This is a genomic window from Roseiterribacter gracilis, from assembly GCA_018332375.1.
GTDB classification, from domain to species: Bacteria; Pseudomonadota; Alphaproteobacteria; order BOG-932; family Roseiterribacteraceae; genus Roseiterribacter; species Roseiterribacter gracilis.
Genome location: BOPV01000001.1, coordinates 291,259 through 317,473, shown reverse-complemented (window position 1 = coordinate 317,473; position 26,215 = coordinate 291,259). Strand labels below are relative to the sequence as shown.

At 62.9% G+C, this 26,215-nt stretch carries 22 protein-coding genes; 8 read left to right on the top strand and 14 right to left on the bottom strand.

The genetic code is table 11. The features are described from left to right. The first annotated feature begins 3 nt into the window (after positions 1-3). Positions 4-888, top strand: a complete 885-nt coding sequence (locus TMPK1_RS01550) for a LysR substrate-binding domain-containing protein (RefSeq protein WP_420240982.1) — start codon at positions 4-6, stop codon at positions 886-888. A 70-nt stretch (positions 889-958) separates the two neighbouring features. Continuing rightward, positions 959-2,293 carry a hypothetical protein gene (locus TMPK1_RS01545; RefSeq protein WP_420240980.1) on the top strand — a complete coding sequence of 445 codons (1,335 nt, stop codon included), beginning with the start codon at positions 959-961 and terminating at the stop codon, positions 2,291-2,293. Here TMPK1_RS01545 and TMPK1_RS01540 read toward each other — a convergent pair. Further along, positions 2,262-3,299 carry an NADP-dependent oxidoreductase gene (locus tag TMPK1_RS01540; RefSeq protein WP_420240979.1) on the bottom strand — a complete coding sequence of 346 codons (1,038 nt, stop codon included), beginning with the start codon at positions 3,297-3,299 and terminating at the stop codon, positions 2,262-2,264. The genes TMPK1_RS01545 and TMPK1_RS01540 overlap by 32 nt on opposite strands. A gap of 80 nt (positions 3,300-3,379) precedes the next feature. Between TMPK1_RS01540 and TMPK1_RS01535 the strand changes: the two genes are divergently transcribed. Further along, the gene (locus tag TMPK1_RS01535) at positions 3,380-5,119 is read left to right on the top strand and encodes a DUF4214 domain-containing protein (protein WP_420240978.1); all 1,740 of its coding nucleotides are present in this window, start codon (positions 3,380-3,382) and stop codon (positions 5,117-5,119) included. Here the strand turns inward: TMPK1_RS01535 and TMPK1_RS01530 are convergent. The 3 genes from TMPK1_RS01530 to TMPK1_RS01520 form a co-directional block, all read right to left on the bottom strand. After that, the gene (locus TMPK1_RS01530) at positions 5,116-5,943 is read right to left on the bottom strand and encodes a transglutaminase-like domain-containing protein (protein ID WP_420240977.1); all 828 of its coding nucleotides are present in this window, start codon (positions 5,941-5,943) and stop codon (positions 5,116-5,118) included. The two genes, TMPK1_RS01535 and TMPK1_RS01530, sit on opposite strands and share 4 nt — an antisense overlap. 15 nt (positions 5,944-5,958) lie before the next feature. After that, complete coding sequence (locus TMPK1_RS01525) at positions 5,959-6,894, bottom strand: transglutaminase family protein (RefSeq protein WP_420240976.1); 936 nt, start codon at positions 6,892-6,894, stop codon at positions 5,959-5,961. Positions 6,895-6,965: 71 nt separating this feature from the next. Continuing rightward, a complete protein-coding gene (locus tag TMPK1_RS01520) occupies positions 6,966-7,427 on the bottom strand; it encodes a GNAT family N-acetyltransferase (protein ID WP_420240974.1) in 462 nt (153 codons plus the stop codon). 30 nt (positions 7,428-7,457) lie between these two features. Between TMPK1_RS01520 and TMPK1_RS01515 the strand changes: the two genes are divergently transcribed. Then, positions 7,458-7,979 (top strand): isoprenylcysteine carboxylmethyltransferase family protein, encoded by a 522-nt coding sequence (locus tag TMPK1_RS01515; RefSeq protein ID WP_420240973.1) that lies wholly within the window; start codon positions 7,458-7,460, stop codon positions 7,977-7,979. Positions 7,980-7,983: 4 nt separating this feature from the next. Here the strand turns inward: TMPK1_RS01515 and TMPK1_RS01510 are convergent, their stop codons facing one another. From TMPK1_RS01510 to TMPK1_RS01480, 7 genes are all read right to left on the bottom strand, one after another. Then, positions 7,984-9,204 (bottom strand): class I SAM-dependent methyltransferase, encoded by a 1,221-nt coding sequence (locus TMPK1_RS01510; protein ID WP_420240972.1) that lies wholly within the window; start codon positions 9,202-9,204, stop codon positions 7,984-7,986. A gap of 43 nt (positions 9,205-9,247) precedes the next feature. After that, positions 9,248-10,432 (bottom strand): TIGR03862 family flavoprotein, encoded by a 1,185-nt coding sequence (locus TMPK1_RS01505; protein WP_420240971.1) that lies wholly within the window; start codon positions 10,430-10,432, stop codon positions 9,248-9,250. Between the two features lie 109 nt (positions 10,433-10,541). Continuing rightward, entirely contained in the window at positions 10,542-10,787 is a 246-nt protein-coding gene (locus TMPK1_RS01500) for a hypothetical protein (RefSeq protein ID WP_420240970.1), read from the bottom strand. Positions 10,788-10,964: 177 nt separating this feature from the next. Next, positions 10,965-11,960, bottom strand: a complete 996-nt coding sequence (locus TMPK1_RS01495) for a phospholipase C/P1 nuclease family protein (protein WP_420240969.1) — start codon at positions 11,958-11,960, stop codon at positions 10,965-10,967. Between the two features lie 93 nt (positions 11,961-12,053). Next, a complete protein-coding gene (locus TMPK1_RS01490) occupies positions 12,054-13,169 on the bottom strand; it encodes a serine hydrolase domain-containing protein (RefSeq protein WP_420240968.1) in 1,116 nt (371 codons plus the stop codon). A 139-nt stretch (positions 13,170-13,308) separates the two neighbouring features. Then, positions 13,309-14,769, bottom strand: coding sequence for a site-specific DNA-methyltransferase (locus TMPK1_RS01485; protein WP_420240967.1), 1,461 nt, complete (start codon positions 14,767-14,769; stop codon positions 13,309-13,311). 2 nt (positions 14,770-14,771) lie between these two features. Next, positions 14,772-15,905 carry a hypothetical protein gene (locus TMPK1_RS01480; protein ID WP_420240966.1) on the bottom strand — a complete coding sequence of 378 codons (1,134 nt, stop codon included), beginning with the start codon at positions 15,903-15,905 and terminating at the stop codon, positions 14,772-14,774. A 469-nt stretch (positions 15,906-16,374) separates the two neighbouring features. Between TMPK1_RS01480 and TMPK1_RS01475 the strand changes: the two genes are divergently transcribed. The 3 genes from TMPK1_RS01475 (at position 16,375) to TMPK1_RS01465 (ending at position 20,066) form a co-directional block, all read left to right on the top strand. Further along, positions 16,375-17,076, top strand: a complete 702-nt coding sequence (locus TMPK1_RS01475; protein WP_420240965.1) for a GntR family transcriptional regulator — start codon at positions 16,375-16,377, stop codon at positions 17,074-17,076. 471 nt (positions 17,077-17,547) lie between these two features. Then, positions 17,548-18,276, top strand: coding sequence for a lasso peptide biosynthesis B2 protein (locus TMPK1_RS01470; protein WP_420240964.1), 729 nt, complete (start codon positions 17,548-17,550; stop codon positions 18,274-18,276). Continuing rightward, positions 18,276-20,066 carry an asparagine synthase-related protein gene (locus TMPK1_RS01465; protein ID WP_420240963.1) on the top strand — a complete coding sequence of 597 codons (1,791 nt, stop codon included), beginning with the start codon at positions 18,276-18,278 and terminating at the stop codon, positions 20,064-20,066. Before TMPK1_RS01470 ends, TMPK1_RS01465 begins: the two co-directional genes overlap by 1 nt. Here TMPK1_RS01465 and TMPK1_RS01460 read toward each other — a convergent pair. The 3 genes from TMPK1_RS01460 to TMPK1_RS01450 all read right to left on the bottom strand — a co-directional run bounded on the left by TMPK1_RS01460 (position 20,063) and on the right by TMPK1_RS01450 (position 24,835). After that, positions 20,063-22,984, bottom strand: a complete 2,922-nt coding sequence (locus TMPK1_RS01460) for a TonB-dependent receptor (protein ID WP_420240961.1) — start codon at positions 22,982-22,984, stop codon at positions 20,063-20,065. The two genes, TMPK1_RS01465 and TMPK1_RS01460, sit on opposite strands and share 4 nt — an antisense overlap. A gap of 114 nt (positions 22,985-23,098) precedes the next feature. Further along, entirely contained in the window at positions 23,099-24,052 is a 954-nt protein-coding gene (locus tag TMPK1_RS01455; RefSeq protein WP_420240960.1) for a FecR family protein, read from the bottom strand. Positions 24,053-24,457: 405 nt separating this feature from the next. Next, the gene (locus tag TMPK1_RS01450) at positions 24,458-24,835 is read right to left on the bottom strand and encodes a VOC family protein (RefSeq protein ID WP_420240959.1); all 378 of its coding nucleotides are present in this window, start codon (positions 24,833-24,835) and stop codon (positions 24,458-24,460) included. Between the two features lie 278 nt (positions 24,836-25,113). Between TMPK1_RS01450 and TMPK1_RS01445 the strand changes: the two genes are divergently transcribed. Next, entirely contained in the window at positions 25,114-26,211 is a 1,098-nt protein-coding gene (locus tag TMPK1_RS01445; protein WP_420240958.1) for an efflux RND transporter periplasmic adaptor subunit, read from the top strand. The last annotated feature ends 4 nt before the right edge of the window (positions 26,212-26,215 follow it).

Sequence of the window (26,215 nt, the reverse complement as noted above, 5' to 3'; positions counted from 1 at the left end):
GTCATGGAACAGCTCCCGTCGATTCAAACACTGCGTGCTTTCGATGCAGCAGCGCGACATGGATCTTATTCTGCAGCCGCGAACGAGCTGGCGCTGACCCATGGCGCGATCAGCCACCGTATTCGCGAGCTTGAGACGCGGCTCGGCGTGCGGCTGTTCAAGCGCACAAAGACGGGCATGGTGCCGACGCGCGACGCGGTGACGTTGCTGACGCAGTGCCGGCAAGCCCTGCAGCTGCTCGAACGAACCTTTCCTGACAAACCCAAACGCGGCCGTTCGCGTCTGGTCGTGTCGGTGCATCCGACCTTGGCGACGCGCTGGCTGGTGTCGCGCATGCTGGATTTCGCGCAGGAGATGCCGTCGACCGACGTCGAGATCCGCTCGACCGCCGACATTGGCGACTTCCTCGCCGCCGGCATCGACATTGCGCTGCGCTATGGGCCGGGCGGCTGGCCCAACGGCGTCGACGAACGTCTCGCCGACGAGATTCTGTTTCCGGTCTGCGCGCCCAAATACAAGCGCGACCACAAGATCGAACGGCCGGGCGATTTGCGACGCGCGCGGCTGTTGCGCCATGCGTGGCAGCCCTGGTCGCCATGGCTGCGCGCGGCGCGGTTGCGCCTGCCCGAACCGAGCGGCGGCATCAATCTCAGCGACAGCGCCATGGTGCTCGAAGCCGCAGCCGCCGGCCGCGGCGTCGCACTGGCGCGCGGGCTACTCGTCGCCGACGATCTCGAAAGCGGTCGCCTGGTGCGCCTGTTCGATACGCAAGTGCCCGACGTCTACGGCTACTACGTCGTCTGGCGCGCCGGCGAAGCACCCGCAGGCGTCGCGCTGCAATTCAAACACTGGCTTAAGGACGCGATGAAGGAATCGTCGTTGGCGTGATTGATATTCAAACTTGACAACAACAGCGATTTTGCGTGGATTTTACGATGTAACGATAGACGGTAATTAAATGCGTCGCTTTCCGAATTCTGCCCGCCGCATCGGGAACCACGAGCGCGTCGATATTGCGCGACGTCCAAAACGCAAAGACCAACCAAAGTCGGATGCGGAAAAGGCCCTAGAGGAAAAGATCCGGCGGGTTAGCGCCGCGTTCGGGCGATACGCAATCTTGGCGCTTACAATAACCGCGCTTGCACTCGCAGTTTCACTTCGCCATCGACCAGACGATATACGCGCCGACCTGGCGCGGCGCAGTATTGCCACGCTTCAGCATGCAAAAGATTTGCAGTCGTTTGTTCAACGCAACGCAAACGCAGTTGATGGCTATTTGCGCGCAACTAGTACAGCGTTTCAGGTTGAACAAGACTTTCTGAAGATCGCTAAAAACCGGGTACAGCACGACGCGTCCGATTTTGTCACCAAGCAGCACGTTATTTTGGCCAGCGCAGAGCCGCTTTTATTTAACTTTCGATTTGGCATCATCGATCTGGTGCAAAAAGATCTTGAGGCCATCTCGCTTGCCCACATCCGCTATGCGTTCGACCTTGTCATCGATCCTGACGATGCGCTTCGTCGATCAAATATTTCCCGGACTGCGGAGCTAAATTGGGAATCATATTGGAAAGCTCTTCAGTCTATCGGAGCTCCTCTGCTTCCAGCGGACGCGCCGAGGTTTGAAAACTTTTTGACCACCAGCGAAGTCGAAACTTGGCGCAATCTGCGCGTGCGTCACCGGCTCGCAAATTATGCGGCGAGCGATCTGCTTCTGCATTGCGCTCCGTACGGAAGCATTCGACCGGGATGCTCCCTAGGAGACCTGATCGGCGTTTTTGGCTCCGGCGAACGTGAAGATTGGAAGTTTGAGGTTGCTTCAGGCCTATCGTACGACCGCACAACAATGATCATCTTGCTACCAGCTCCACTCGCTGCCTGCATGATGTTCTCAACAATTCTTGCTCTTCGACTCGCCCAGCTAATGTCGACACGTACCGATGCAGTAGATGATACACCTGAACATCCATTCGTACCTATGCAACTCGCTTGGCTGTTCAAGCACAAAGCTGGCTCGGACCAGTGGCTGATCGGCATCATTTTTTGCCTCTTCTTATTTTTGGTTCTCCTCGCGCCGGTGATCGCGCAGTTCGCACTGAATACGAAGTCCGTCGCTGTAATCATGGAGCAGCTCCTTCGGCGCGGAGACGCGACTACATCGACGATCCTGATATCTGCGGCTAACATTGCTTGCTTGTTCGTCACAGCGATTTGCGCGGCACGACTCACTGTCAGCTATGTTGCCGCTGTACAACGCACAATTAAGGATCCGCCGCCACCCGGCACAATTTGATCCCGCAATTCCCGCCGGTGAACAGGCTGGCGAGTGCGTCGGGCATGCGCTCCAACCCCTGCTCCACATCTTCGGCTGGGTCGAACGCGCCTTCATCGAGCCACGCGCGCAGCGGTTTGTGCGCTTCGTCCCAGCGTTTCAGATAATCCATGACGAAGAACCCCTCCATGCGCGCGCGTTTGCGCAGCAGATTGGGATAGTGGCGCGGGCCTGCGATCAACTCGCCTTGCGCAGTCGCAATGAATCCGCAGATCACCACGCGCGCATGCAGCGCCAGATTGGTCAGCGCAATGTCGAGCAGCGCACCACCGACATTGTCGAAATAGACGTCGATCCCGTCGGGACACAGCTCGCGCAACCGTTGCGCGACGTCGTCGCGCTTGTAGTCGATCGCCGCATTTGCGCCGAGCACGCTGGTGATCCAGCGCGCTTTGGCCTCGCTGCCGACGATGCCGATGACGCGACAGCCGCGCCGCTTGGCAAGCTGGACCGCAATCGATCCGACGCCGCCCGCCGCAGCCGAGATCACCACCGTCTCGGCCGGCTTGGCCTGGCCGACCTCGAACAAGCCAAACCACGCCGTCGCACCGGTACCGCCCAGCACGCCAAGATGGCGCGTCAGCGGCCGCAGCGGATTGGCGAGTTTGGCCACGCGCAGAATTCCGTCGCCTGCAAGCGACGGCGTCAGCACGGCAAATTCCTGCCAACCCAGTGCCGCTTCGACGATATCGTCCGGGCGAAACGCACTGTCGTTGGATTGCAGCACGACGCCGACGCCGCGACCGCGCATCACCGCGCCGAGCGGGACTTTGGGATGCATCGCAGGCGCCGCCGATGTGTAGGCGCGTTGTGCCGGCGACGTGCCCAGCGCGATGATGCGCACCAGAATCTGTCCCGCACCTAGCGACGGCACGCTCTGTTCGACCAACGCAAAGTGACGCTTGCCGATCAGCTCGCCCGGTTCGGGATGGGCGCTCAACGTCCAGGCAAGGTTGCGCATCGTCATGTCCTGCTGATCGACATGGTTAAAAGCTAGACGACTCTAGTGTTTTTGCGGCTTGCTGGAATCGCAAATCGGAGTCGAACATGCCCGAAATCGCTGCGACTGCTTCAAGCTGGCGGATCACGTACGTTTATGACGATCCGACGGTCTCGCAGGCCGTGCGCGACGCGCTGACGGCCAACGTGAATGCGGCGCTGCAATACGTGTCGGCGCACGTAAACGGGCTCGGCACCATCGATCTCGAACTGCACGTCACGCCGACCGGCGGCATCAATTCGCGCCCGCTCGGGGGCGTTGGCCTGCCCGGCAAAGCACCCGACGGCAACGCGCTGACGCGGTCGAGCATCGCCGCCGAAATGCTGACCGGCAACGATCCGAACGGCCCCAACCAGCCGGACGGTCAGGTGAATATCTCGTCCGACTTACTCAATTTGAGTGATACGGGGCCCGGCTTCTGGCTCGACCCGACGCCGCTTGATCGCACCGACGCAGTACCGGCCGCCAAGGTCGAATTCTTCCATGTCTTCGTGCACGAGATTTTGCATCTGATCGGCATGTCGGGGACGCGCGATCCCAACGACCCGACCAAATTCCCAGGCAACGCAGAAACCGAATTCGACGCGCTGACCACCTTCATCAATGGCGCGCCGTATTTCACCGGCGCGGCCGTGCAAGCGGTGCACAACGGGACGCCGCTCGCGCTCGAACCGAGCGCGCAAGGCTCGAAATATTATCATATCGCGATCTCCGAAGGTCTCGACATGATCAACTACACGACGCCGCACGGAACGAGGTTCGAGTACAGCAAGTACGATCTGGCGATCCTGCGCGATCTCGGCATGTCGTTGATCAACACGGCGACTGCCGGCAACGACTATTTCTTCGGCGACGATACGGCCGAAGCCCTGGCGCCCGGCGCCGGCGACGATTTCATTATGGGATACGGCGGCAACGACACGATTGATGGCGGCAGCGGCACCAACGTCGCCGCCTATCGCGGCAAGTCGACCGACTACACGATCGTCGCCAGCGGCTCGACGCTGATCGTCACCGACAAAGTCGCGAACCGCGACGGCGTCGACACCTTGACCAACATTCAGGCGGTGCAATTCACCGACAAGACCTTGAGCGGCGCGGCGCTTCCCGGCGCAAAGCTCACCTTCCATACCGGTAGCGAAGAAGTCGTCGGCACCTCGTTCGGACGCGACACCTTCACCGAAACCGGCGCGCGCAGCGCATGGACCGCAACCAAGCTGGCCGATGGATCGATCAACCTCACGCGCAGCGGTGAGATCGATCATCTGACCGGGATCGAGCGGATCGTATTCAGCGACGGCGTGCTGATCCTCGATGCCGGCAGCAACGGCCTGCCCGCCTATCGTCTGTACCAGGCCGCGTTTGCACGCGTGCCCGACGAAGCCGGTCTGCTGGTGCAGGCCAAGCTGGGGCTCGATCCGATGGTGGCGGCGCAAGTTGCCGCGGGCCACGACAATACGAAAGCGTTCGGCGGCTTCACCTGCACCGAAGCGCAGTATTTCGCCGACCTGCAATTGGCGCAGAATTTCCTCGGCTCGACCGAGTTTCTCGCCAAGTACGGCGCCAGCCCAAGCAACGACGCGTTCGTGACTCTGCTGTACCAGAACGTGTTGGGCCGTGCGCCCGATGCGGGCGGGCTAGCGGCGCAAGTCGGTGCGCTGAACAACGGTACATCCCGCGCAACGCTGTTGGTGAACTTCGCTGAGAGCAACGAGAACGTTGCGCTGACCGGCACCAACACCGCCAACGGCATGCTCTGGTCGAGCTTCCCGGATACGACGATCTAAGCAGGTTCGGCGGGCTGCAATTCCGGCAGCTCGGTCGCAACCACGTCGAACGAAATCAGATCCAGCCGGCCGAAGCTGGTCGTGATCGCAACGTCGGTTGCGTCGCGCCCGCGTGCGATCAAGGCGCGTCCGATGCGCGGGATCTTGTTGCGCGCGTCGAATACGTACCAGCGTCCGCCGAGATAGGCCTCGAACCAGGCACTGAAATCCATTGGCGGTTTCAGCGGCACCCCGATGTCGCCGAGGTAACCCGTGCAATAGCGCGCCGGGATGTTCATGCAGCGGCAGAAGGCGATGGCAAGATGCGCGTAGTCGCGGCACACGCCGATCTGTTCGATATAGGCTTCGTACGCGCCGCGCGTCGGCCGCGCCTGCTGATAGTCGAAGCGTATATGGTCGTGCACGAAATTGACGATCGCCTCGACCCGCGCCCAGCCTGGTTCGGTCTGGCCGAAAAACGTCCAGGCAATGTCGGACAGGCGATCGGTCTCGCAATAGCGGCTGCCGAGCAGAAAGGTCAGCGCCTCGTCGGGCAGATACGCAACCGGATGCTGGATCGCGCCGGGCGCGACCGGATCGGTGGCGCCGCTGTCGCGTAGAATAAACTCGCTTTTGAGCGTGATGCGCCCGGCCGGCGCCAAAAGCCGCGTGCAGATATTGCCGAACATATCTTCGTAGCGATGCAGCTCGACCCCGGGCGTGGTGATCATGCGATCGGGCGTTTCGAGATCGCGCGCGCGCGACGGGTGCAGGTCGAGATGCGCGAGGATCGCAGTCGGCTCGGAACACTCGTACGTGATGTTGTAGCCGGTGCGGATGCGCAATCTAGAATCCCTTCGTCAGCGACCCCCGGTAACCTGGCGCGATTTCGCGCTGAGACCAGGCGTCGCAGTCCATTCGTCGACGTCGACTTCGACGTCCATGTCGAGAAAGCTCGACGGCAGGCCGTTCCACGTGCCCGACAGCGGTAACGCCTGATTGGGGTCGCGTGTTACCGCGACGCGGATCAAATCGCGATTGCCGACGATTCCATTGGTGGGATCGAACTCGATCCAGCCGCAGCCGGGCAGATAGACGCGCACCCAGGCATGGGTGTGGCCGCCGCCACGGTGACGCTCTTCCGCATCATCCTCACCCGGGCTGTAGATGTAGCCGGACACGAACCGCGCCGCGAGGCCAAGCGCGCGCAGCGCCTCCATCATCAACACCGCAAAGTCACGGCAGGTGCCGCGGCGGATCTGCAACGTCTCGGCGGGCGTCTGGATACCGCGTTCGGTCCGCGTCGCATATTCGATGTCTTCGCGCACCGCCGCCGTCATCGTCGCCAGCATGCGATGCGTGTCGGTGTGGCCGTATTTGTTCAGAAACCGCCGCGCCCAGCGTTCGACCGCATGATCGGGGTCGGGATAGGCGCGCTCGATCGAGCGTTGCAGGTCGGGCAGTTCTTCGGCGCCGTAGGCGAACGGAAAGATCCGGGCATAGGCCTCGGTCTCGGCGCTGTAGTCGCCGGCGTCGGGCAGATGTTCGAGACGGATGCGGCTTTCGAAGCTCAGCTCGTCGGCGACCACGCCGTCGAACCGCGCAATGCCGACGCAATTCCCGAACACGTCGTGGACATAGCGCAACGCCGACGGCGTCGGCGTGATGATGATGTCGGATTCAAGCAGCCGCTGGTCGTAGCTCTCGCGCGGACGAAACATCATGCGATGCTCGCCGAACGTCACCTTCTTCCGATAGCGATAGCGCGTCAGGTGACGCACGGTGAGAATCGGCATGGACCCACCAGGACCCGCGCCGTCCTGACCGTCAAGTCATTCCGGGCCGAACGGGTTTTATACCTAGCGGTTCAGGCGTCGAGCTGCTTGCCGAAGCGCCAGCTGGTTTTGCGAAAGCCAAGCCGTTCGTAAAAAGCGTGCGCGGGTTTGAGGCGCAGATTGCTTGTCACTTCGGCGAGCACGCAGCCGCGCAGCTTGAATCGCTGTTTGGCGGCCTCGACCAGCGCCTGCCCGATCCCCTGCCCGCGCATGTCTTCGCGCACGATCAGCATGGTGATGCGGCCGACCGGCCCGGCACGGTGCAGGACCGGCGTCACGTGCAGGGTGAGACAGCCCACGATCTCCGTGTCGGTTTCGGCAACCAGCACCGATCCCAGCGGCAAAACCGCCAGGCGCTGCTGGATCTCGGCCGGGGTCGCCGGATGTTCGAGCTGGGTGACGAGCTCGGCCAGGGATCTGGCGTCGTCGGAACGCGCTTCGCGGATCACCATCGGCGCCTCTCTCGTCGTGCGGCCGGCGGATTTCTTGCGCATCCGGGGCGCCTTAGCTAGAGCGACGCCGACATGTCCCATTTGCTCGTCCTTTTTGCGATCGCCGCGATCCTGCTCCGGATCGCGATGCTTGCCGTCTCGATCCGCCATGAACGCGCGCTACGCCAAAACGGCGCAGTCGAAGTTGGTGCGGCCAATACGACCGTTTTGGCCCTGACTCATGTCGCCTTCTACCTGGCCGCGATCGCCGAAGGTGCGCTGCGATCAGCGCCGTTGGACCTGGTCAGTTGGGCCGGGATCGGCCTCTACGCGTTCGGCATGATGATGTTGCTGATCGTGGTGCGCCTGTTGGGAAAATTCTGGACCGTGAAGCTGATCCTGGCGCGCGATCACGCGCTGGTGACGCATCCGCTGTTTCGCCGCGTGCGCCATCCGAACTATTTCCTGAACATCCTGCCCGAGCTGGTCGGCTTCGCGCTTGCCTTCCATGCCTTCGTAACGTTGATCGTCGGCCTGGCGCTGTATGCCGTGCCGTTGACCATCCGCATCCGGCAAGAGGAAGACGCGATGCGGACGCGCTTCGACGCCTACTAGCGCGTCAAATCTCGCGGCCGAACCAGCGCACGAGTTCGCTGACCAGTTCGAAGCGCAACGCGGCGACATTCTCCGGCACGACCTGCTCGCTCTGCAGCTCGACGCTGGCACCGGGTGCGACCGGCACGGTCGACACGGCAAGGCGCGACGGTTCGTCCGATGATCCGTCGGTCCGCACCAAGCGTACGCCGAGATTGACCGACGCCAAGGTGCTGCCCGACGGACGCCAGACAGCCCGGCCGGTATTGGTGATGCGCAAGCTGGTGCGCAGCTTGTTGCCATCGCGCGTGCTGGACACGCGTTCGATTGTTGCATCCAGCGCGCTACCATCGCGGCTGTCGCGCGGCGTCTCGCCGTGTTTGTGCAAGGTGAAGACGCGCAGATCGGCGAGATCCTGCATCATCGCGCGGCCCAACGCTTCGTACGTAGCCGCGTCGCCCTGGTTGGCGATCAACTGCTCGTACACGGCGACACCGAACTTGGTCGGGCGGCGTGTATAGGCCAGCAATTCCAATCGCGCGAAGCCTGCCTGCAGCGCAAGCTGTTCGATCGCGGCGATATGGATGTCGTTTTCGATGACGCCGAAGGCGCGCATCTCGGCTTGGCTTTGCGGCGACGACGAATGGCGCGGTCCGGGTTCGTGAAACGCAGCGATGCCGCCCGGCACCAGCACACGCGCCATCTCCGCCAGCACCGGCGCTTGATCGGGCAAATGATGGAACGCGTCGAAACAGATCACGCGTTCGACAGACGCATCGGGCAGCGGAATGCGCGTGCCGTCGAACAATTTCCAATCGATCGTGCGGCCATTCGACAGCGGGCTGGCCAGGAACGCGGCCTCGCCGATGCGCAGCGCCGTCGGCGAGATATCGATCGCAGTCATTTCACAGCCGAGATTGGCAAGCGCACCTGACAACCAGCCGAGGCCGCAGCCGAAATCCAGCACGCGGCAATGGCCGAACAGATCCAGCGCCGGCAACAAGGCGCCAAGACCGGCCATGATCTCCTGCGCTTCGGGCACATTCGCGAACGGCTTGCGCAGGATCGGCGTCGGGTCGGTCATCTGCGCGAAATACGCATCCGCACGGCGCGCATGTTCGGCCGGGTCGTAATCGCGGATCAGTGCCGCGACGTCGATAAAGTCCGGCGGACGCACGGTTTCTTCAGGTTGCTGCGGGGTCGGCTGGGGCGCGCCGCGACGGCGCAGAGAGGACAGGATTTGCACGGCGCCACCATACTGGCCCCGCCGCCCTAAGCCAGAGGGTGCCTCAAGCTGTCACGGCCAGCGCGCCTTCGGCCGCGGCCCGCGCGGTCGAGAAGCAGGCTTGCAGCAAATATCCGCCGGTCGGCGCTTCCCAATCGAGCATTTCGCCCGCAACGAAGACGCGCGGCACGGCGCGCAGTTCAAAGTCGTTGGTGACCGCATCCCAGGCAACGCCGCCCGCGGTCGAGATTGCGCGTTCGAGCGGGCGCGCGCCGACCAACTTCAACGGCAAGGATTTGATCGCAGCCGCGGTGATCGACAGGCCCGCTTCGCGCAGCAGCCCGACACCGACCGGCGCCAGCCCGATCGTGCCGCGCAGAAAACTCGAATCCGATTTCGAGCCGCGCGGGCGGGACAGTTTGGCGTCGAGGCTCGACAAGACTTCGCCCGGGCGCAGATCGATGCGCAAAATCGCCGACCCGTCACGCGCGATCGCGTCGCGCAACGGTGCCGACAATTGATAGATCGCGCCGCCTTCGAGTCCGTAATCGGTGATCACCGCTTCGCCGCGCACCGCGCGCCCCTCGAAATAGAAGGTCGCGGGCTTGAGCGGCGCGCCGGCGAATTTGCTGCGAAACAAATCCGACCAGGCAATTTCAAACCCGACATTCGACGGTGCGAAGTCGGTCACCGCAACGCCGCGCGCGCGCAAGGTCCCCGCCCAATGCCCGTCGCTGCCAAGACGCGGCCAACTGGCACCGCCAAGCGCGAGAATGGTCGCGTCGTGCGCGACGCGCAGCTCTTCCGTGCCGGTGGCGAACCGCAGCGCCCCGGCCGCATCCCAGCCGCGCCATGCGTGACGCGTCGCCAGCCGCACGCCGAGCGAGTCCAACCGGCGCAGCCAGGCGCGCAACAACGGGCTCGCTTTCATGCCGGTGGGGAAGATCCGGCCGCTCGATCCAACGAAGGTTTCGACGCCGAGATCGTGCGCCCAGTCGCGCAGCGCAGTCGGCGGAAATGCGCGCAGGCTTGGTTCGAGCTGCGCGCGCGCAGCTCCATAGCGTTCGACGAACGCGTCGAGCGGTTCGCTGTGCGTGAGGTTCAGGCCGCCACGCCCAGCCATCAGGAATTTGCGTGCCGGCGACGGCATGCGGTCATAGATCGTGACCGAAGCGCCCGCCTTGGCCAGCGTCTCGGCGGCGAACAGTCCGGCCGGCCCGGCACCGATGACGGCGATATGCTTGCTCATGGGACGAGAACGACCACGACGCGTCCCCAAACGCAAACGCCGCCGCGTGCATCAGCAACGCGGCGGCGTTTTGAGCGTCGTTCCCGCCGAGGCGAGAACGGTCAGCGCATCAGGCGAGGTTCAACTTGGCGAACACGATGCCGATCAGTTTCTGCATCAACGGCCAGCCGACACCGAACAGCACAACGCCCACGACCAGCAGCATGCCCATGCCGACCAGAACCGGTCGCATTGCGTTGCCGCTCATCGGCGGGTTGGTGGCACGGGCGGCCTGCTGCTGAATCAGCTTCTGGGTCGTGCCCAGGGCAGCTTCGCGTTGGTTTTCGGCATAGTCGCGTGCGGATGGGTTTGCCATCGATCTATCCTTCAAAATCACGGCGCCAGTCACGTCGGGCGCCACGAGCAGGCTTCGTAGAGAAGCTGCGCGCAGTTGGTTAGCGAGTTATGAAGGTACGTGACTGCGGTATGAATAGCCCGCAGTTTCTCAGTGTTTTTGCGCCGGTTCCCGCGCCTCGGTGGCGTCTGTCCGGCGTTATTCGGCGCCGAAAGACTGCCTTGTCAGCTGGACTTCGCCCCGCTCGATCGCGGCGACCGAAATCGTCGGGTAGCCGACCGTGGACAAGGCGCTGAGACGCCAGGCCTCGACCACATAGTCGCGCAGCTCGGACGCACCGTCGGCCAGACGCTGGGTCACGAACTGGACCTCGTCGTCGGCGGCCGGACCTTTGGCGAAGGGCGCGCGCGCTTCCATCTGATAGACGGTTTCGACATGCGCCAAGGTGCGGCCGAGATAGCGCACGGTGCGGTCGGCAACGCCGCAACCGCACGGGTCGTACGGATGCATCGCAGCGCGCACGTCGGCGACTTTGATGTTGTCGCGCACGAAGGCGCTTTCGAAGCGCGAATGCAGCGTCTTGTCGGTCGAATATTTGTTCGGATTGGGGAAGTCGCCCCAGCCGTTGTAATGCGACGTCACGTGCAGCGGCTGCGACGCGTCACCGACATAGTGCGACCACACGCCGAGATCGCGCAGCGTCAGCAATTCGCGGCGCGCACGATCCTTGGCGAAAAACGCGCGGTCTTCTTTGGTCTTTGCGGTGCGTTCGCCGACCAGCGCGGCGCGGTAATAGCCGAAATCTTTGACCAGCTGCTGAAAGCCGTCGACCAGCGAATAGGGCAAATAGCCGGCGCGGTATTGCGTCTTCTTCTCAGCGCGCAGCGCGGTGTCATAGGCTTCGCGCGTGTCCGGCAACGCGGTCAGCGGTACCGCGCCTTCGGCTTTGCCCGCATCATCGAAATCGACGTAGTGGCCGGGATCGCGTTCGCGGTCATGCGTCGTGCCCGCACCTTTCGAACGATCGAGCTCGGTCGCAAACGACGCGATCGTCGCGATTGCGCTGGAGGTGCGCAGGAATGCCGGCACTTCGCGCGGGAAGGCTTCGGCACCCAGCATGCCGACGATCTCATGGCCCTTGCTGCCCCAGGCATAGGCGTCGTTTGCAACCAGCGCACAGGTGACTGCCAGCAAAGCTCTGATCCGTCCGTGCGCCATGATGTGCCCCTCGTCCTCGTGAACTGCGGGTCAGCGCATCGCAGAGCCACGGCAAGGCGTCAAGCGCAGCTATTCGCCAGCCGCGACGAGATCCTTGTCCGACATCGCAGAAATCTTTTCGGCAAGATGTTGCCGAAGATTGCGGACCGAACCGCGATCCTCGGGATGGACGCGATTGGCAAGCACGATCATGTAGCGACGCCGCACCGGATCGACCCAGATCGCCGTGCCGGTATAGCCGGTATGGCCGTACGAAGCCGGCCCGAAAGCCGCGCCCATGCCGGCATCGAACGGCGATACTGAATCCCAACCCAAGGCGCGGCGCGTTCCGTTCGGCCCGGCTTCGATCCGCGTCATACGTTCGACCGTGGCCGGTTTGAGGATCGGCGAACCAAGCAACAGCGCCTGGACGAAACGCGCCAGATCGTCGGCGGTCGAAAACAATCCCGCCTGCCCTGCAACGCCGCCCATCCGTGCAGCCGTTGGGTCGTGCACCACACCGGTCGGTGTTTCGCGCGTCGTCGGCGCGATGAAGCTGTGCCAGGAGTCAGGCGGCAGATAGCGCGTCTCGCGCATGCCGAGCGGCGCAAAAATCTTCGTCTGCGCCTGCCGGTCGAGCGGCGCGGCGCCGACGCGGCGCACCACCTCGCCCAAGGTCAGAAAATTGACGTCGCTATAGCGGAACAAGGTGCCGGGCGGATCGGTCGGACGGGTCGCCACAACCCGTTGCAAGGCTGCTTGATAGCCATGCCAGTCGGTCTTGCGTTCGACACCCGACGGCAAGCCCGACGTATGACGCAGCAACTGTTCGATCGTAATGCCGGCTTTGCCGTTTGCCGCAAATTGCGGCCAGACCTGCGCGACTTTTTCGTCGAGCCGCAGCTTGCCCGCTTCGACGAGCTGCATCGTCAAGGTCGTGGTCACGACGACTTTGGTCAGCGATGCGATGTCGAACACCGTGCCCGGCGTCATGGCGATCTGTCCGGGCTCGATCGCACGATTGCCGATCGCGCGGCGGTAGAGGATCCGGTCGCCGCTGCCGACCAGCACGACGGCGCCCGGTATTTGTTTCTGCGCGATCTCGTCTTCGACAATCTGCGCCAACGGATCCTGCGGCGCCGGAATCGGCGTCGCGCAACCGACGAGCAGGAACGCGACAAGGGCGAAGACGATCGGACGATACACAGGCGCGATAATCGCAGTCCGAATCGGGAAAATCGCGAAAAAATTCCGGGCCGGGAACTCTTGGGTTTGAATTGTGTTCGAAATGCAGCAACCCCAGGGGCCGCCATGTGCGGCCCCAATGCGTTTCAGGACGGGGCGTTTAGGCCAGCCGGAACACGCGAAAGCCCGGTGCCGACGGGCATTGCGCACCGGCACGACGAACGCGCTCTTTGGTAATTTCCGCAACCGTGCGCGGCTTGCCGATCGCGTCGCAGAACTCTGCTGCGGCGCGCTGATCGCGCTTCCCGGCATCGAGCGGCTCGGGCCGTTGCACCAGAATGAACCTTGCGTCGTCGCCGGTGGCTGCGTTGTGCAGCATCACCGCATGCGCAACCGTGCCGCTGCCGGCAAAGAAATCGAGCACGATCCCACCCGGTTGCTGATGCAACACCGCGGCAAGCAGGTCGCGCACCAACTCGACCGGCTTGGGCGTGTCGAATGGAATACCCAGCTCGGCCAGCAGCGCGTCGTCACTGCCGCCATAGGCGATCACCGACGGCACATTCTCATCGAGATTCTGATCGAGCCGGTATTTGCGTTGCGGCTGCACCGTATGGTCGGCGCCGAATACGATCTCGCCGCGGCTAAGCAGGCGCTGCATCGTCTCGGGCGGGTTGCGCCAGCCGCGTTTCGGCACCGGACAGGCCTCACCAGTCACGGGATGCAGGAGCGGCAAAAAGTAATCGTCGGGGGCGCGTTTCTTGTTCGGCCACGCCATCGAAACCAGCCGGTAGACACGGCCTTCGGCGTCAATCTTGTTGTAGGCCGACTCGCCGCCGCTGAAATTCTGGCTACGCACCCAGTCGGCAAACTCTTCATTGACGCGCACTAGATCGATCTTCCGGCGAAACGGGTCGGTGCTTGCGTCAGCTAGACCGTAGCGCCGGGCGACGTCTTTCAGATCCGACGGCAGGTCGACTTTCCCAAGCCGCGCGAACAAGGATTTCGCCTTGGCCAGCATAGCTTCGGCGTTCTTCTTGCGCCGGCGCAAGCCGCCCGCTTCGACGAAAACCGTGCGGTTCTTGGCGACGAAAAAGATCGACTCGTGCTGATAGGCAAGACCGGACGCATCGCCTTTGGGATTGCGCTTGTCCCACACCGCGACGCCCAAAAGATTCGCTGCGCCGAAGATCTCGCTGACGACGGCATGCAGATTTGCGTGCTCGTGCTCGTCGATATGGATGATCATCGCGCCGTCGTCGCGCAGCAGATCGCGCGCCAGCAGCAGGCGCGGATAGATCATGTTCAGCCAATCGGTATGGACCGACTCCGCCCCCTGGAAATCGTCGGCATAGGTGAAGTTCTTGCCGGTATTGTAGGGCGGATCGATATGGATCAGCTTGATCGCGCCCTGCAGATCCGCGCGCAGCAATTTCAGCGCGTCGAGATTGTCGCCTTCGATCAGCAGGTTTTTGGTGCGCTCCCAATCGACGCTTTCGTCGGGCACCGCCACCAGCGACGTTCCGGCCGGCGCAAGCGCGAGGTCGATCGCCGCGCGCTTGCCCGGCCATTGCAAGCCATAGCGCTCGTCAGCGGACGGCACGTCGCGGACGAGCTTCATCGTCAATGCGCCGTGCGGATCGCAGCCGATCCCGTTTCCAGTTGCATTACCGTCAATGCTTTCAGCTTTTTTCCGTCGAACGCGAAAGGCTGCAACATCTTGTCCAGCATCGATTGCACGATCAGCATCTTGCCGTTCGCCGACCAAGCGACGCCTTGCGTCCAGCGTGCCGTCGGCGCTTCGGTGATCTTGGTCAGCTTGGTCCCGTCGCGGCGATAGATCTGCAGCAGCCCGTGATCAACATAGAACGGCGATTTGGGCGACAAGTTGCTGCCGTTGTTGATCGCAACCGCGAGCAATTTCCCATCCGGCGACAATTTCAGCCCTTCCGGCGTCTGCCCGACCGTGACCGAACTTACGACATGCGCAGGACCGTTCTTGAGGTCGATCACGCTGACCGTGTTGTTGTCGCCGCTGTTGCTGCCCAGGTCGCCGACAATCGCAACGTCGCCTTGCGGCGCGATGTCGATCGAATACGGCCGAATGCCCGAACGCAGAGTCCGGTCAGTCACTTTGACGTTGGTGCCGTCGATTGCCAGCACCGAGATGAAATGATCGCCGTCGCGCGTGACCAACGCACTCTTGCCGTCGCCGGCAATGGCAACGTGGCTGGGCTGCGATTTCTCGTCGCCGATCTTCAGCACATTGACCGGCGTCAATTGACCGCCCGCGAAACTGAACACCGACAAGGTTCCGTCGCCGCGATTGGCGACGAGCGCCAGATCACCCTGCTTGTTGAACGATACGCCGGCGGGCGACTTCCCCGCCGTCGTCGTCTGCACGACTTTCTTTTGCGCGATGTCGATTACCGAAATCCGGTTGTCGGCCGTCTGTTTGGTCGCATCGGCCGGATCGAGCTTCATCGGCGCGGTCACCAGCGCGAATTTCTCGTCGGGTGAGACCGCCACGCTGAAGGGCGGGCCGACGGCGCTGCCGGGCGCTTCGACCGTGAACAGCAGCTTGGGCTGGGCGCCCGCTAGATCGAGGACCATCACCGTGTCGGGCTTGGGCGACGGCACCACCGTCTGCACACCTTCGACCAGCGTCTGCCGCCCTTCATTGGAAACGACCGCGATGTCGGCCAAGGCCGGCGCCGCAATCGGAGTCGTGCAGAGCAACGATAGCAGCAGTCTCATGCGCATATCTCAAACCCTCCCCCGGTCCATTTTCGTTGGGGCGAGCCTAGCATCGGGCCTTCGCAGGACCAGCGTCTTCCAGCCAAGACGCGTCCGCGCCTCGTGCCGGCGCGACTCGGCAGGCCTGCTTGGCTGCTGAGACGGAGGCCACGTGCCGAACAGTTGCGCATGGTGCCGAACAATGCGGCGCATCGCGCCGCCGCCGACGTGGTTCACGTGCACAACTTGCAGCGCTGCAACTTCATCGTGCAGCCAACAACAGGCACTCAGTCTGCCGGTGCATTTTACTGCGCAGAAACTGCCGATTGCCTGTGCGCTGTCGCCACATACGGCGTTCCGTCGCGTCCTCCGGACATAAGAGCGACACCGAATCAAACACCGCTCTAACAAACAGGGAACGCAATGATGACGCCTTGTTTACGCCTCTTGCGTTCCGCTCGCTCGCGCGACGAATCGAAGGAGAAGAAACATGCAGTCAGTTGGCGTATCGGCGATCGAAACCGGATGGGTTGCGCCCCCGACAAAAGCTGCAACCGCGTATCGCTCTATCCGCACCGAGCTCTGGCACTTCCGCATCCGCAATGCGCAGGACCTGACCGGGCAACGTCTGGCGCATCGCTATGACGTAAGCCGCAACACGATCACGCGCGCGCTCGATCGCCTGGCGGGAGAGCGGATGCTGCGCCGCGTCTCGTATGGCCGTCATACGCCCTACGTGCCGGCGGCGTCGGAAATCGCCGCGTCCTATTCCGCCAATCTCGCACTTGCGGAAGCGACCTACCGTCCCGATCCGCTGTTGCCGCGCCGGCCGCATCGCCGCGACAGCGAGCGCAGCACGCGTCTGGCCGTCGCCGAACGAATTGTCGAAACGCAGGATCCCGATCTCGCAGCGTCCGAGCTGGAAGCCTTGTTGCGGAAAGTTGCGCGCCACGCGGGCGGGCCGCACAGCGACGCAATGATCGAACCGGACCTTGCGCTGCTGGCGCGCATCCGGCGCATCGAGCATTTGATCCTACCGAACCAGTTCACCGACGTGGCGCAGCTCATGCGGTATTTTTATGCCGGCAGGTACCCGCAATTGATCCGTTCGCTGCAAGTTTACACGCAGCAGCGTGTGGTGGTTGCACACGTGCTGGCGATCGCGCTGCGAGGGTCGCAAGAGGACATGTAGGCGACGCAGATTCCGAAAACCGCGTAGCGTCGCTGGGCGGTGCGTCGTGATTTCTGCACGAAGAGGCGATTTCGTGCAGAGAGCCACTCGCATCGAATCAGGTGTGTACCGGGCCTTCGACCAGAACGCAGCGAATTCGCGTCGTCTTCTCGAACTCTGCCTTCACAGAATGCATGTGCGGAACGGTCGCGAAAAAACATCGCTGCATCGTCTTGCGAGCATGCGCCGTCATCACGAAGTCTGCGCCCCGCCGCGATGGCGCGGCGTTCCTTTGGAGAGTTCAACGTGGACGAAATTATTCTCGAACTGGGTACGGTTTCGGAAGAGACGCAGGGCACGTTTCCGGGATGGTTCGGCGACCCGGATCCGGATCGCATCATGACCTACTTCCCCGACTAACTTGGTCGCCGACGCGATGAAGTATGGCACACCAGAAGCCATGCTTCATCGACGTTGGCCCGCAAGAGACAAATGCACAATCACGCTTTCAAGCACGCTGCAGGCACCACCGACGAAGCAAAGAAGTATCTTCTCTCGGATGGCGTTTATTTCGCCGAAGTCGGACGAAAGACGATCTTTCTCGACCTGCATGCCGACAAATACCAGGCGATCGATCGATCGCGGTTTCGCGCACTGTCGTCCCTGTATGCGGGCTCGACTAGCGAACCGGCGGAAGCGCCGACCAACGCACAACAGAAGCTTTTGGACACGCTGGTTACGCGCGGCTTGTTGACGACGAACCAGCGCGACGGAAGGCTGGTGCAGCAGATCCAGCACCAAGCTGCACGTCGACATCTCCTTCCCGACGCGAACGCAGCAAGCTGGCTACGCCGCACCGCGCTACTCGCCCGCTTGTTCTATGTTGCAGCCCGGTCCGACGGATTGCTGGCGAAACGACCGCTTCGTGCATGTATCGCGCGCGTCCGCGCCGCAAAATCCACCTGCAGCGCAACCCCAGAGCTGCCGTCCTGGCTGCCCTACTTTCTGCATGCCAGATACTATTATCCAGCCGACCGGATCTGCCTGCGCGACTCGTTTCTGCTGATGAATGTTCTGCTGGCGCACGGTGTCGCTGCGGATTGGGTCTTTGGCGTGCAGGCTGATCCATTCGCGGCCCATTGCTGGGTGCAGATCGGCGATCTGGTGATCAACGACGACGTTGAGCGCGTCGCGCGCTTCACCCCGATTTTGGTCGTCTGATGCTGCCGCGTTTCATTGCCGTCCTGTTCGAGCCGACCTCTGCCGATGATTCCAAGACGGCACGCACGCTGATCCGCGACCTCGCGACGAAACCCGGCTGGGCAAGGCGCTTCGAAAGCAGCGGTATGGTCGTTTTCGACAACGCCGCACAACATACTGGCCAGATTCACCTCATTCCCGAAGCGGGCGGCGTCATCTACGGCTCGCTGTTTCCCGCGTACAACGCTCGTCCAGTTGCAGCGACCTTGCGCGACGACGTCCATGCGCTTCCGTCGCGGCGCGCCGCGTCGATTATCCGCCATTGCTGGGGCCGGTATGTTGCGCTGCTGGACGATCGCAGCCTCTTTCCGCTGGCGTTGCGCGACCCGTCCGGTCGAAGCCCCTGCTACGTTCTGCGCTTAAGCGGCACCACGCGCATCTTGTTCAGTGAAATCGAGGACGTGCTGCCGATCGTGCGGTCGCACCTGTCGGTCAATTGGAACTACGTTCGCCGCTTTTTGACCGAACATCTCGCCGCAACGCGCGAGACGGCGATGCAGAATGTAAGCGAACTGCTTCCAGGTGAGAGCTTTACGGTAAAGGATGGCGAGGACAGCTACGCGCTGGTCTGGAATCCCGCGAGCTTTGCCGGAGACCGGATCGACGACTTCGAAGAGGCCGCAGCAGCGGTTCGAAACGTTGCGCAATTTTGCGCCGACCGGTGGGCCGAGCAGTATGGCCGGATCGTGTTGTCGCTATCGGGCGGACTCGACTCGTCGGTGATTGCCGGATTGTTGAGTCGCGCGCCGGGCGCGCAGAAAGTTCTCTGCCGCAACCTCTATTCCGATTTCGCAGAAGCCGACGAACGTCACTTCGCAGCGCTCGTCGCGGAGCAGCACGGGTTCGAACTGATCACGGGCCAGCACAGCGTCGTCGCAATGGATTTCGACAACGCGCTGCAGAAGGCACCGATCACGCTCAATCCAAATCGGACCTTTACGGGGATCGACGCGGTAAAAGACCGGCAGCAATTCCTCGATTCAATCGAGGCCGACTCGTTCTGGAGCGGCTATGGCGGCGATCAGCTTTTCGCTGCCGATCGAAATATCGCAATGGCACGCGACTATGTGCTCGATCGCGCAGTTCCGATGCGGCTTCTACAGGTTGCGCGCGATGCTTCTGAGATCACCGGTAAATCGATTGTCAAAGTGCTCCGAACCGCTCTTTCGTCCGACAAGGACCTGCGGACGTATGGCGATATCCCGATGCCGAGCTTTCTTGCCGCAGCGATTCAACAACGCCGGACGGAAGCCGATGAACCGATCATGCGGAACTGTCATTCGCTCGCGCCGGCGAAGGCAAACCACATCTTGTCCGTCATGGCATCGATGTCCGCAAATCCATTTGAAAAAGTCGCCGACCGTCCAGTCATCGATTTCTTCGCGTCGCAGCCGCTGATGGAAGTCTGCTTCCGCATTCCGACCTACGTACACAACCAAGACGGCGTGCGGCGCGCGCTGCAGCGAGCGGCGTTCGCAGACATGCTGCCGGACGCGGTCCGCACAAGGCGCGGCAAAGGCTCCGCTGCGGCGGACGTGGTCGACTCGCTACTCAGTCCGCGCAACACGCGCTTCATTCGCAGCAAGGTCGAACAAGGCGTGCTCGTCGAGCGCGGATTGCTGGAACCGGTCCGCACGAAAGACGTCGTCGCGTTCGAACGCATACCGGCCCCGCCGGATTTGAACGCACTGATCAGCTGTATCGCGGTCGAAGATTGGGCGGAAAAATGGAGCGCCGCACTCGCTGCTTAGAAGCGCAGCGACAGATCCACGGCAATCACGCGTCCGGTCGCGGTTGCCTGCTCGGGATCGTAGGCAACGCGGCCAGGTGTGTTGATGAAAAGCGGCGGCCGCTGGTCCAGGAGATTCTGCGCCGAGAGGCGAACGCGGCAGTCGCTTGCGCTGCGAATGGGGCAGCCGAAGCTATAGCCGATCTGTGCATCCACTGTGGTGAACGAGCCGACGTCCGCCACCGGCGCCAGTGAGAAGTTGTGATAGGCGTTGATATAGTTGACGAAGAACGACGCGTCATAGGCGTCTCGCACCCACGACAGTCCCGCGCGGCCGCGTAGATCGATCGGCGAGCCTGAATGATTGAGCGCGCTCAAAATCGGCGCCGATGCGGTACGTCCGACCGAATAGTCCGTGATCCAGGCGAGGCCGACCGTTGGAACGAACACGCCCGCCGACGTACGCAGCTCCCATGACGCAGAGATATCGTAACCGCTTTCGTGAACGACGCCGACATTGTTGAAGCGCGCATCGACGATCGCGCCGACCTGGCTCACTGGCGGTTTCGGCAATCCGGCGAGAAAGAACGGACTATCAAGGAGCGCCTGGATCTGCGTCGCGCTCGGATTTCTGATGACTAGACCGCCGAACAGATCGTCGCGGAGCAGGACCTGCGATGCTTCGGCGGCAATGTTCAAAATACGATCGCGATAGTCGATCGAGAAATAGGTCGCCGAGATCTTCAAGCCCGAAATTGACGGTGGCGCATAATCCGCGCCGACTGACCAGGTCGTTGCGGTTTCTGGTTTGAGGTCGCGATTGTTGCCGTTGATCAGGATCGCGGTTGTTCGACCCGTCGGCGAGCGCGCATCCGCTAGCGAGTTCGTCAAGATGCCCGGGTCGCCAAGCTGCGTCAGGAGCGGCGCACGGAACGACGTTCCCCAACTGCCGCGCAAAGAAACGTCTTCGATCGGCGACCAGCGAACACCAAACTTCGGATTCGTCGTCCGACCGACATCGCTATAGCGCTCCGTTCGCACGGCGGCCGACAGATCGAAGCGATGCACCCAGGGAACGTTGTTGGTCGGGCTGACGACCGGAATGAACAATTCCGTGTCCAGCGAATCCGTTCGGCGCTTGAGATCCGAGGCGCTGCTCTGCGTCGGCTGCGCTCCCGTGAACGAGATGCTTGCATCTTTGTAGGTTGCGACCCGGTGCTCCACACCGATCGCGAGACGCACGGCGCCAGCGGGCAGATCAATGAGTTCGCCGTCGGCGCGCGCACTTTCCGACGTAAGACGGAACCGCTGGCGGCGATCTGCAGAGAAACCACGAATAGCGTCGAGCGTCGCCTGACTGCTCACAGTGTGGCTGGCGAACGGATTGAACGCGGTGGCCGGGTTCGTATCCGCCAGCGCCGCGTTGAGCCTCGCCGTATTGGCAATATTGTCGCCGCGTTCGTGCGTTATGTCGGCCGCATAGGAAGCAGAGAGTTCGGCACGCCAGGACGAACCGAGCTTCATCGATGCGCCACCGCTGACGAGATAGTTCTGGCTGGTGCCGTTCGCGAGCGGAATCCCGAGATCCTCGCGCATCGAATACAAGACCGTGACGGTTTGCGCACCCGCGACCGGGCTTACGAAGAACGGGTTGCTGCGCGGAACGGTGAGCGTCGTCGTATTCGCGGGAATGTAGGTGCCAAATTGCCTGCGCGAATAGAATCCGTCGGCGTTGAGCGAGATGCGATCGCCAACATCCTGCTGCACCGAGCCAGCAAGGCTGTTGCGCCGCTGCGTCGGCAGGATGCTGGCATCCAAGTTGTTATCGTAGGGATTGCTCGTCCCAGCGACCAACGAAGCCGCGCTTAGATTCCTCCCATCCTGGTTCTGCGGAATCGCATAGGTCGTTCCGTTCGCCGAAATCGTGCCCGGGATGTTGCCGGTGATGCGCAGATCCGGACCGCCGAACGGACGCAGGTCCGACGTGTAGTAGGCGCGGTCCCTGCCCGCCAATGCGGTCTGGTGATGATGCTCGTAGGTCAAGGTCAGGCTGCCGCTGTCCCACGAGGTGCCGCCGGTGGCACCGACGGTGAAACGGTTGAAGCCGTCGGCGAATTCGTTGCGGACGGTCGTCTCCACGCCCTGAAAGTCGCGGCGCAGGATGAAATTGATCACGCCGCCGATTGCGTCCGAGCCATAGATCGACGACGCACCGTCCGCGACGATTTCGATCCGCTCGATCGCAGACAGCGGAATTTGCGAGATGTCGACGAACGCACCGGCCGACGCGGGCGCCATGCGATGGCCGTTGAACAACACCAAGGTCGCCGCCGGACCAAGCCCGCGCAGATTGACCGAACTTCCATAGGCCGTGTTCTGAATCGTCTGCGTGACGCCAACGCGCACTTCGTCGTTGACCGCGAGGCTGGTGTTCTGCGGCACGACACGCAGCAACTCGGTCGCGCTCGAACGTCCCGCCAGCTCGATCATGTGCCGGTCGATCGCGACCGTTTCCGAACCGATCGGCACGACGCCGCGGATGCGCGTACCGGTGACGATGATCTCGTCCGGCTTCAGCGGCACCGGCGCGGTTGCGATCTTGATCTCTGGCGGCGGTGCGACCGACGCCTGTGGAACCAACCGGACGCGACGCGGACCGTCGAATTGCGCCGCCACGTTGCTGCCCGCAAGCAGTGTGGCCAACGCTTGTTCGTTGCTGAGACGGCCGCTGAGTGCAGGCACCATCCGGTCGAAGACAGACTCGTCCGGCACGACGACGATCACGTTCGATTGATCGCTGAACTTGAGCAGCGCCGATCGCAATGTCTGCTCGGGAATGTTGAAGTCGGAGACTTCGCGCTGCGCCGCAGCCGGCGTCGCGAACAGCGCCAGCGTGACTCCTAACGCGATCCGCCTGGTGCGTGCGTTCGGCGCTGTCACCGTCCAAAACCCCATGCTTGCTGACCCGATCGGGCAGTACGGTTTCCTGCACCACGCCGGCCGAGGATCAGAGCACGTTAACTAGTCTTGGAAAGGCGCGAAAGCGCCCGGGGCTCACTGAGCGAGCGAGGTACGTGAAATCCGTGTGAAGCTCGTCGTGCGATCGCCACGGTCGACGGCTTTCAGCGCCATCTGGCCTTCAACGGCCTTCACAACATCCGCCTGGTTGCTGTCGGCCTTCAGCACGATCGAAATCGGCCGGTTGGCCTCCATCGGATCGTCGACCGTGAAGCGACGGCCATACTGCCGGCCCATCGCGTCGAGCACGCGCGCCAGCGGTTCCTTTTCGAAATAGACCCGGCCTTCGCGCCAGGAGCCGATCCGCTCGACCGGCACCGACCGGACGCCGCCGGTCGTGATCGGGCCCTGGAAGGCGACCGCCTGGCCCTTCACCAGCTTCAGGACGGCGGGTGCGCCGGCTTCGGCCAGGCCCTTGGTCGTGACCGCAACGATGCCGTCGCTGACCGCAACTTCGACCCGGTTCTCGGCCCGGCTGACGTCGAACGCGGTGCCGACGGCCTGCACCGTCTGCAGCCCCGCTTCGACTCGGAACGGCCGTGCCGGATTGTGCGCGACCTGGAACAGCGCCTGCCCTTCGAGGAGCTGGATGCGGCGTTCGTGGTCGCTGAATTCTTCGCGGATGCGCGTTGCGCCGGCCATCACGATGGTTGACCCGTCGCGCAATTCCACCGTGCGCTTGGCACCGGCAGCGGTGCTGTATTCGCCGTCGAACAACTGGATGCCGCCGACCACGAGCGCGACCACCACCACCGAAGCGGCCATCGCGTACTGGCGCATACGGCGACGCTTGGCATCGGCGAGCGCGCGCTTGGCTGCTGCTTCGGGTGCCGCGGTCGGCTGACGGATGGCCTGATGATAGGCTTCAGCGTGCGTGATGCTTTCGTCGAGCCAGGCAACGAACGCTGCCTGCTCCTGCACGGACGCCTGGCCGGACTGAATCCGGTCGGCCCAAGCCGCCGCCTGTTCGGCGATTGACTTGTCCCACATGGAATTCATCGGCTGCGCTTCCGGAGAAGCGCGACCGTTGATTCTGCTGATATGCAGGAAACGCGCACAAACGAAGAATAGGCTGGGTCGTCTCACAAGCCAATGCTGGAGTTGTGTCGATCGACCCGGCCACACGGCTTAGGCCGTATCCTTCCCAAAGCGGCAGGTTGATCGTCGCGAATCAGTCGCACACACCGCTGCAACGAACGCGGCGCCACGACACGCACAGCCTGTCTGGTCGGAAAGCGCGCAAATCCGCGCGTTTTGATCGAAGCGCCGCGCAGCCGTAAAGGTTATGTCAACCAAAGCAGCGCGCCGTCGCGCCATATGCAGCAGACGTCGAATGAGCGTTTGCGGTGCACGCGTGCAGATCAGCCCTGCGCCATCCCGCCGCGCCACAAAGCGTCAGGCGCGCAGCCTGATCGGGCAGCCGACGCGCACAAGCGTCTGATCGGGATCGGAGAGACTGAATTCGTACATGCCCCACGGTTTGTCTTCTGGACCGTGGCGCTCGACCGTTTCACCGACGAACCGCGCCGCAAGTTGATCGACCTCGACCGTGTAGAGATACAGGCCGAACGGGTTGCGGCCCGGCACCAACCAACCTTCGACAGCGTCGGTCAGATGCAACGCGCCGCCTTTGCCGTCGGACAGGATCCGGTACGTGTCTTCCTCACCGTCGGCCGGCCGTTCACCGCGAGAAAAGCCGAGTCGATTGTAAAACGCCTCCGACGCATCGAGGTCGTTGCAGGGAAGAATTGCCACCAAGCCATGCGCGAACATGCGGAGCTCCGTTGCGGGACCGCGTTGGCACGTAGCTTCGCGCGCCGCCCTGCGCGTCCGGTGATTTGACCTCCAAGGTCATGTGTTCATGACCGCCTGATGTGCCCGACCTGACACAGCGCTGCGCGGTCACAACCGTGTTGTGACGAATTGTGCGTGAAGCCGCGCTCGTAACACTCCGCTGGCCGATGACGCGCGGTGTGTGCGGCGAACGGTGTCAGTGTCGCGCCGCGTTGCGATTCCGCGCCGCCGCTCGCTGCACGTTCAAGGTGGACTTCATGCCGACCTTCTTTCGCCGTCAGACCGTCCTGCCCGCCTGCATTGTGGTTGCGGTCGCGGGCGGCGCGTGGCTCTACGCGTCGCGCGGTGCATCGGCGCCGACCGGTCCGGCAGCGCCTCAGCCGATAACGGTCGCCGTCGTCACGGCAACGCGCGGCCCGATCAATGTGGAATTCGAAGCCGTCGGCAGCCTGCGCGCCAACGAAGCGGTGACGGTGACGGCGAAAGTGCCGGGCATCGTGCGCGAGATCTCGTTCAACGAAACCGATGAAATCCGTGCCGGACAAGTGCTGGTGCGGCTCGACGATGAAGAAGCGCGCGCCAACCTCGCCGTCGCCGAAGCAGCACGGCGCAACGCAGTGCAGTTGCTGGAGCGCGCCAAGGCGCTGGTGTCGACGCAGGCCGTGTCGCGCTCGCGCGTTGACGAGCTGCAGGCACAGCTCGATTCCGCCAGCGCGCAGGTCCACGCCACCGAAGCGCGCGTGCGCGACCTGACGATGGTGGCGCCGTTCGCCGGCAAGACCGGTTTGCGCCGCGTCTCGCTTGGCGCGCTGATCGCGCCCGGCACCGAAATCACGACGCTCGATGATATTTCCGTGATGCGGCTGGAATTCGCCGTGCCGGACTCGCTGCTCGCCAATGTCGCGCCGGGCCAGGTGGTGAAAGCCTATCTCGGCGACGGGTCCGACGCGCGCGCCGTCACCGGCACCGTGCGCGCGGTCGATACGCGCCTCTCCGCCGGCTCGCGTCAGGCGATGGTGCAGGCGTCGCTGCCGAATGAATCGCGCAACCTGCGCCCCGGCATGTTCCTGCGCGTACGGCTCGAACTCAGCCGACGCGACAATGTCGTGCTGGTGCCGGAAGAAGCGCTGGTGACGTCGAGCGGTACGCAGTTCGTCTATGTCGTCCAGAATGGAAAGGCCGTGCGCCGCCCCGTGACGATCGGATCGACCGTCGACGGTCTCGCCGAAGTGCGCAAAGGCGTCGAGGAAGGCGAGCAGATCGTCACGCGCGGCACGATCAAACTGCGCGACGGCGCACCGGTGAAGCTGGAACCGGCCCGAACCAGCAACGTCGTCGCTGCCCGACTGGGCTGAGAGG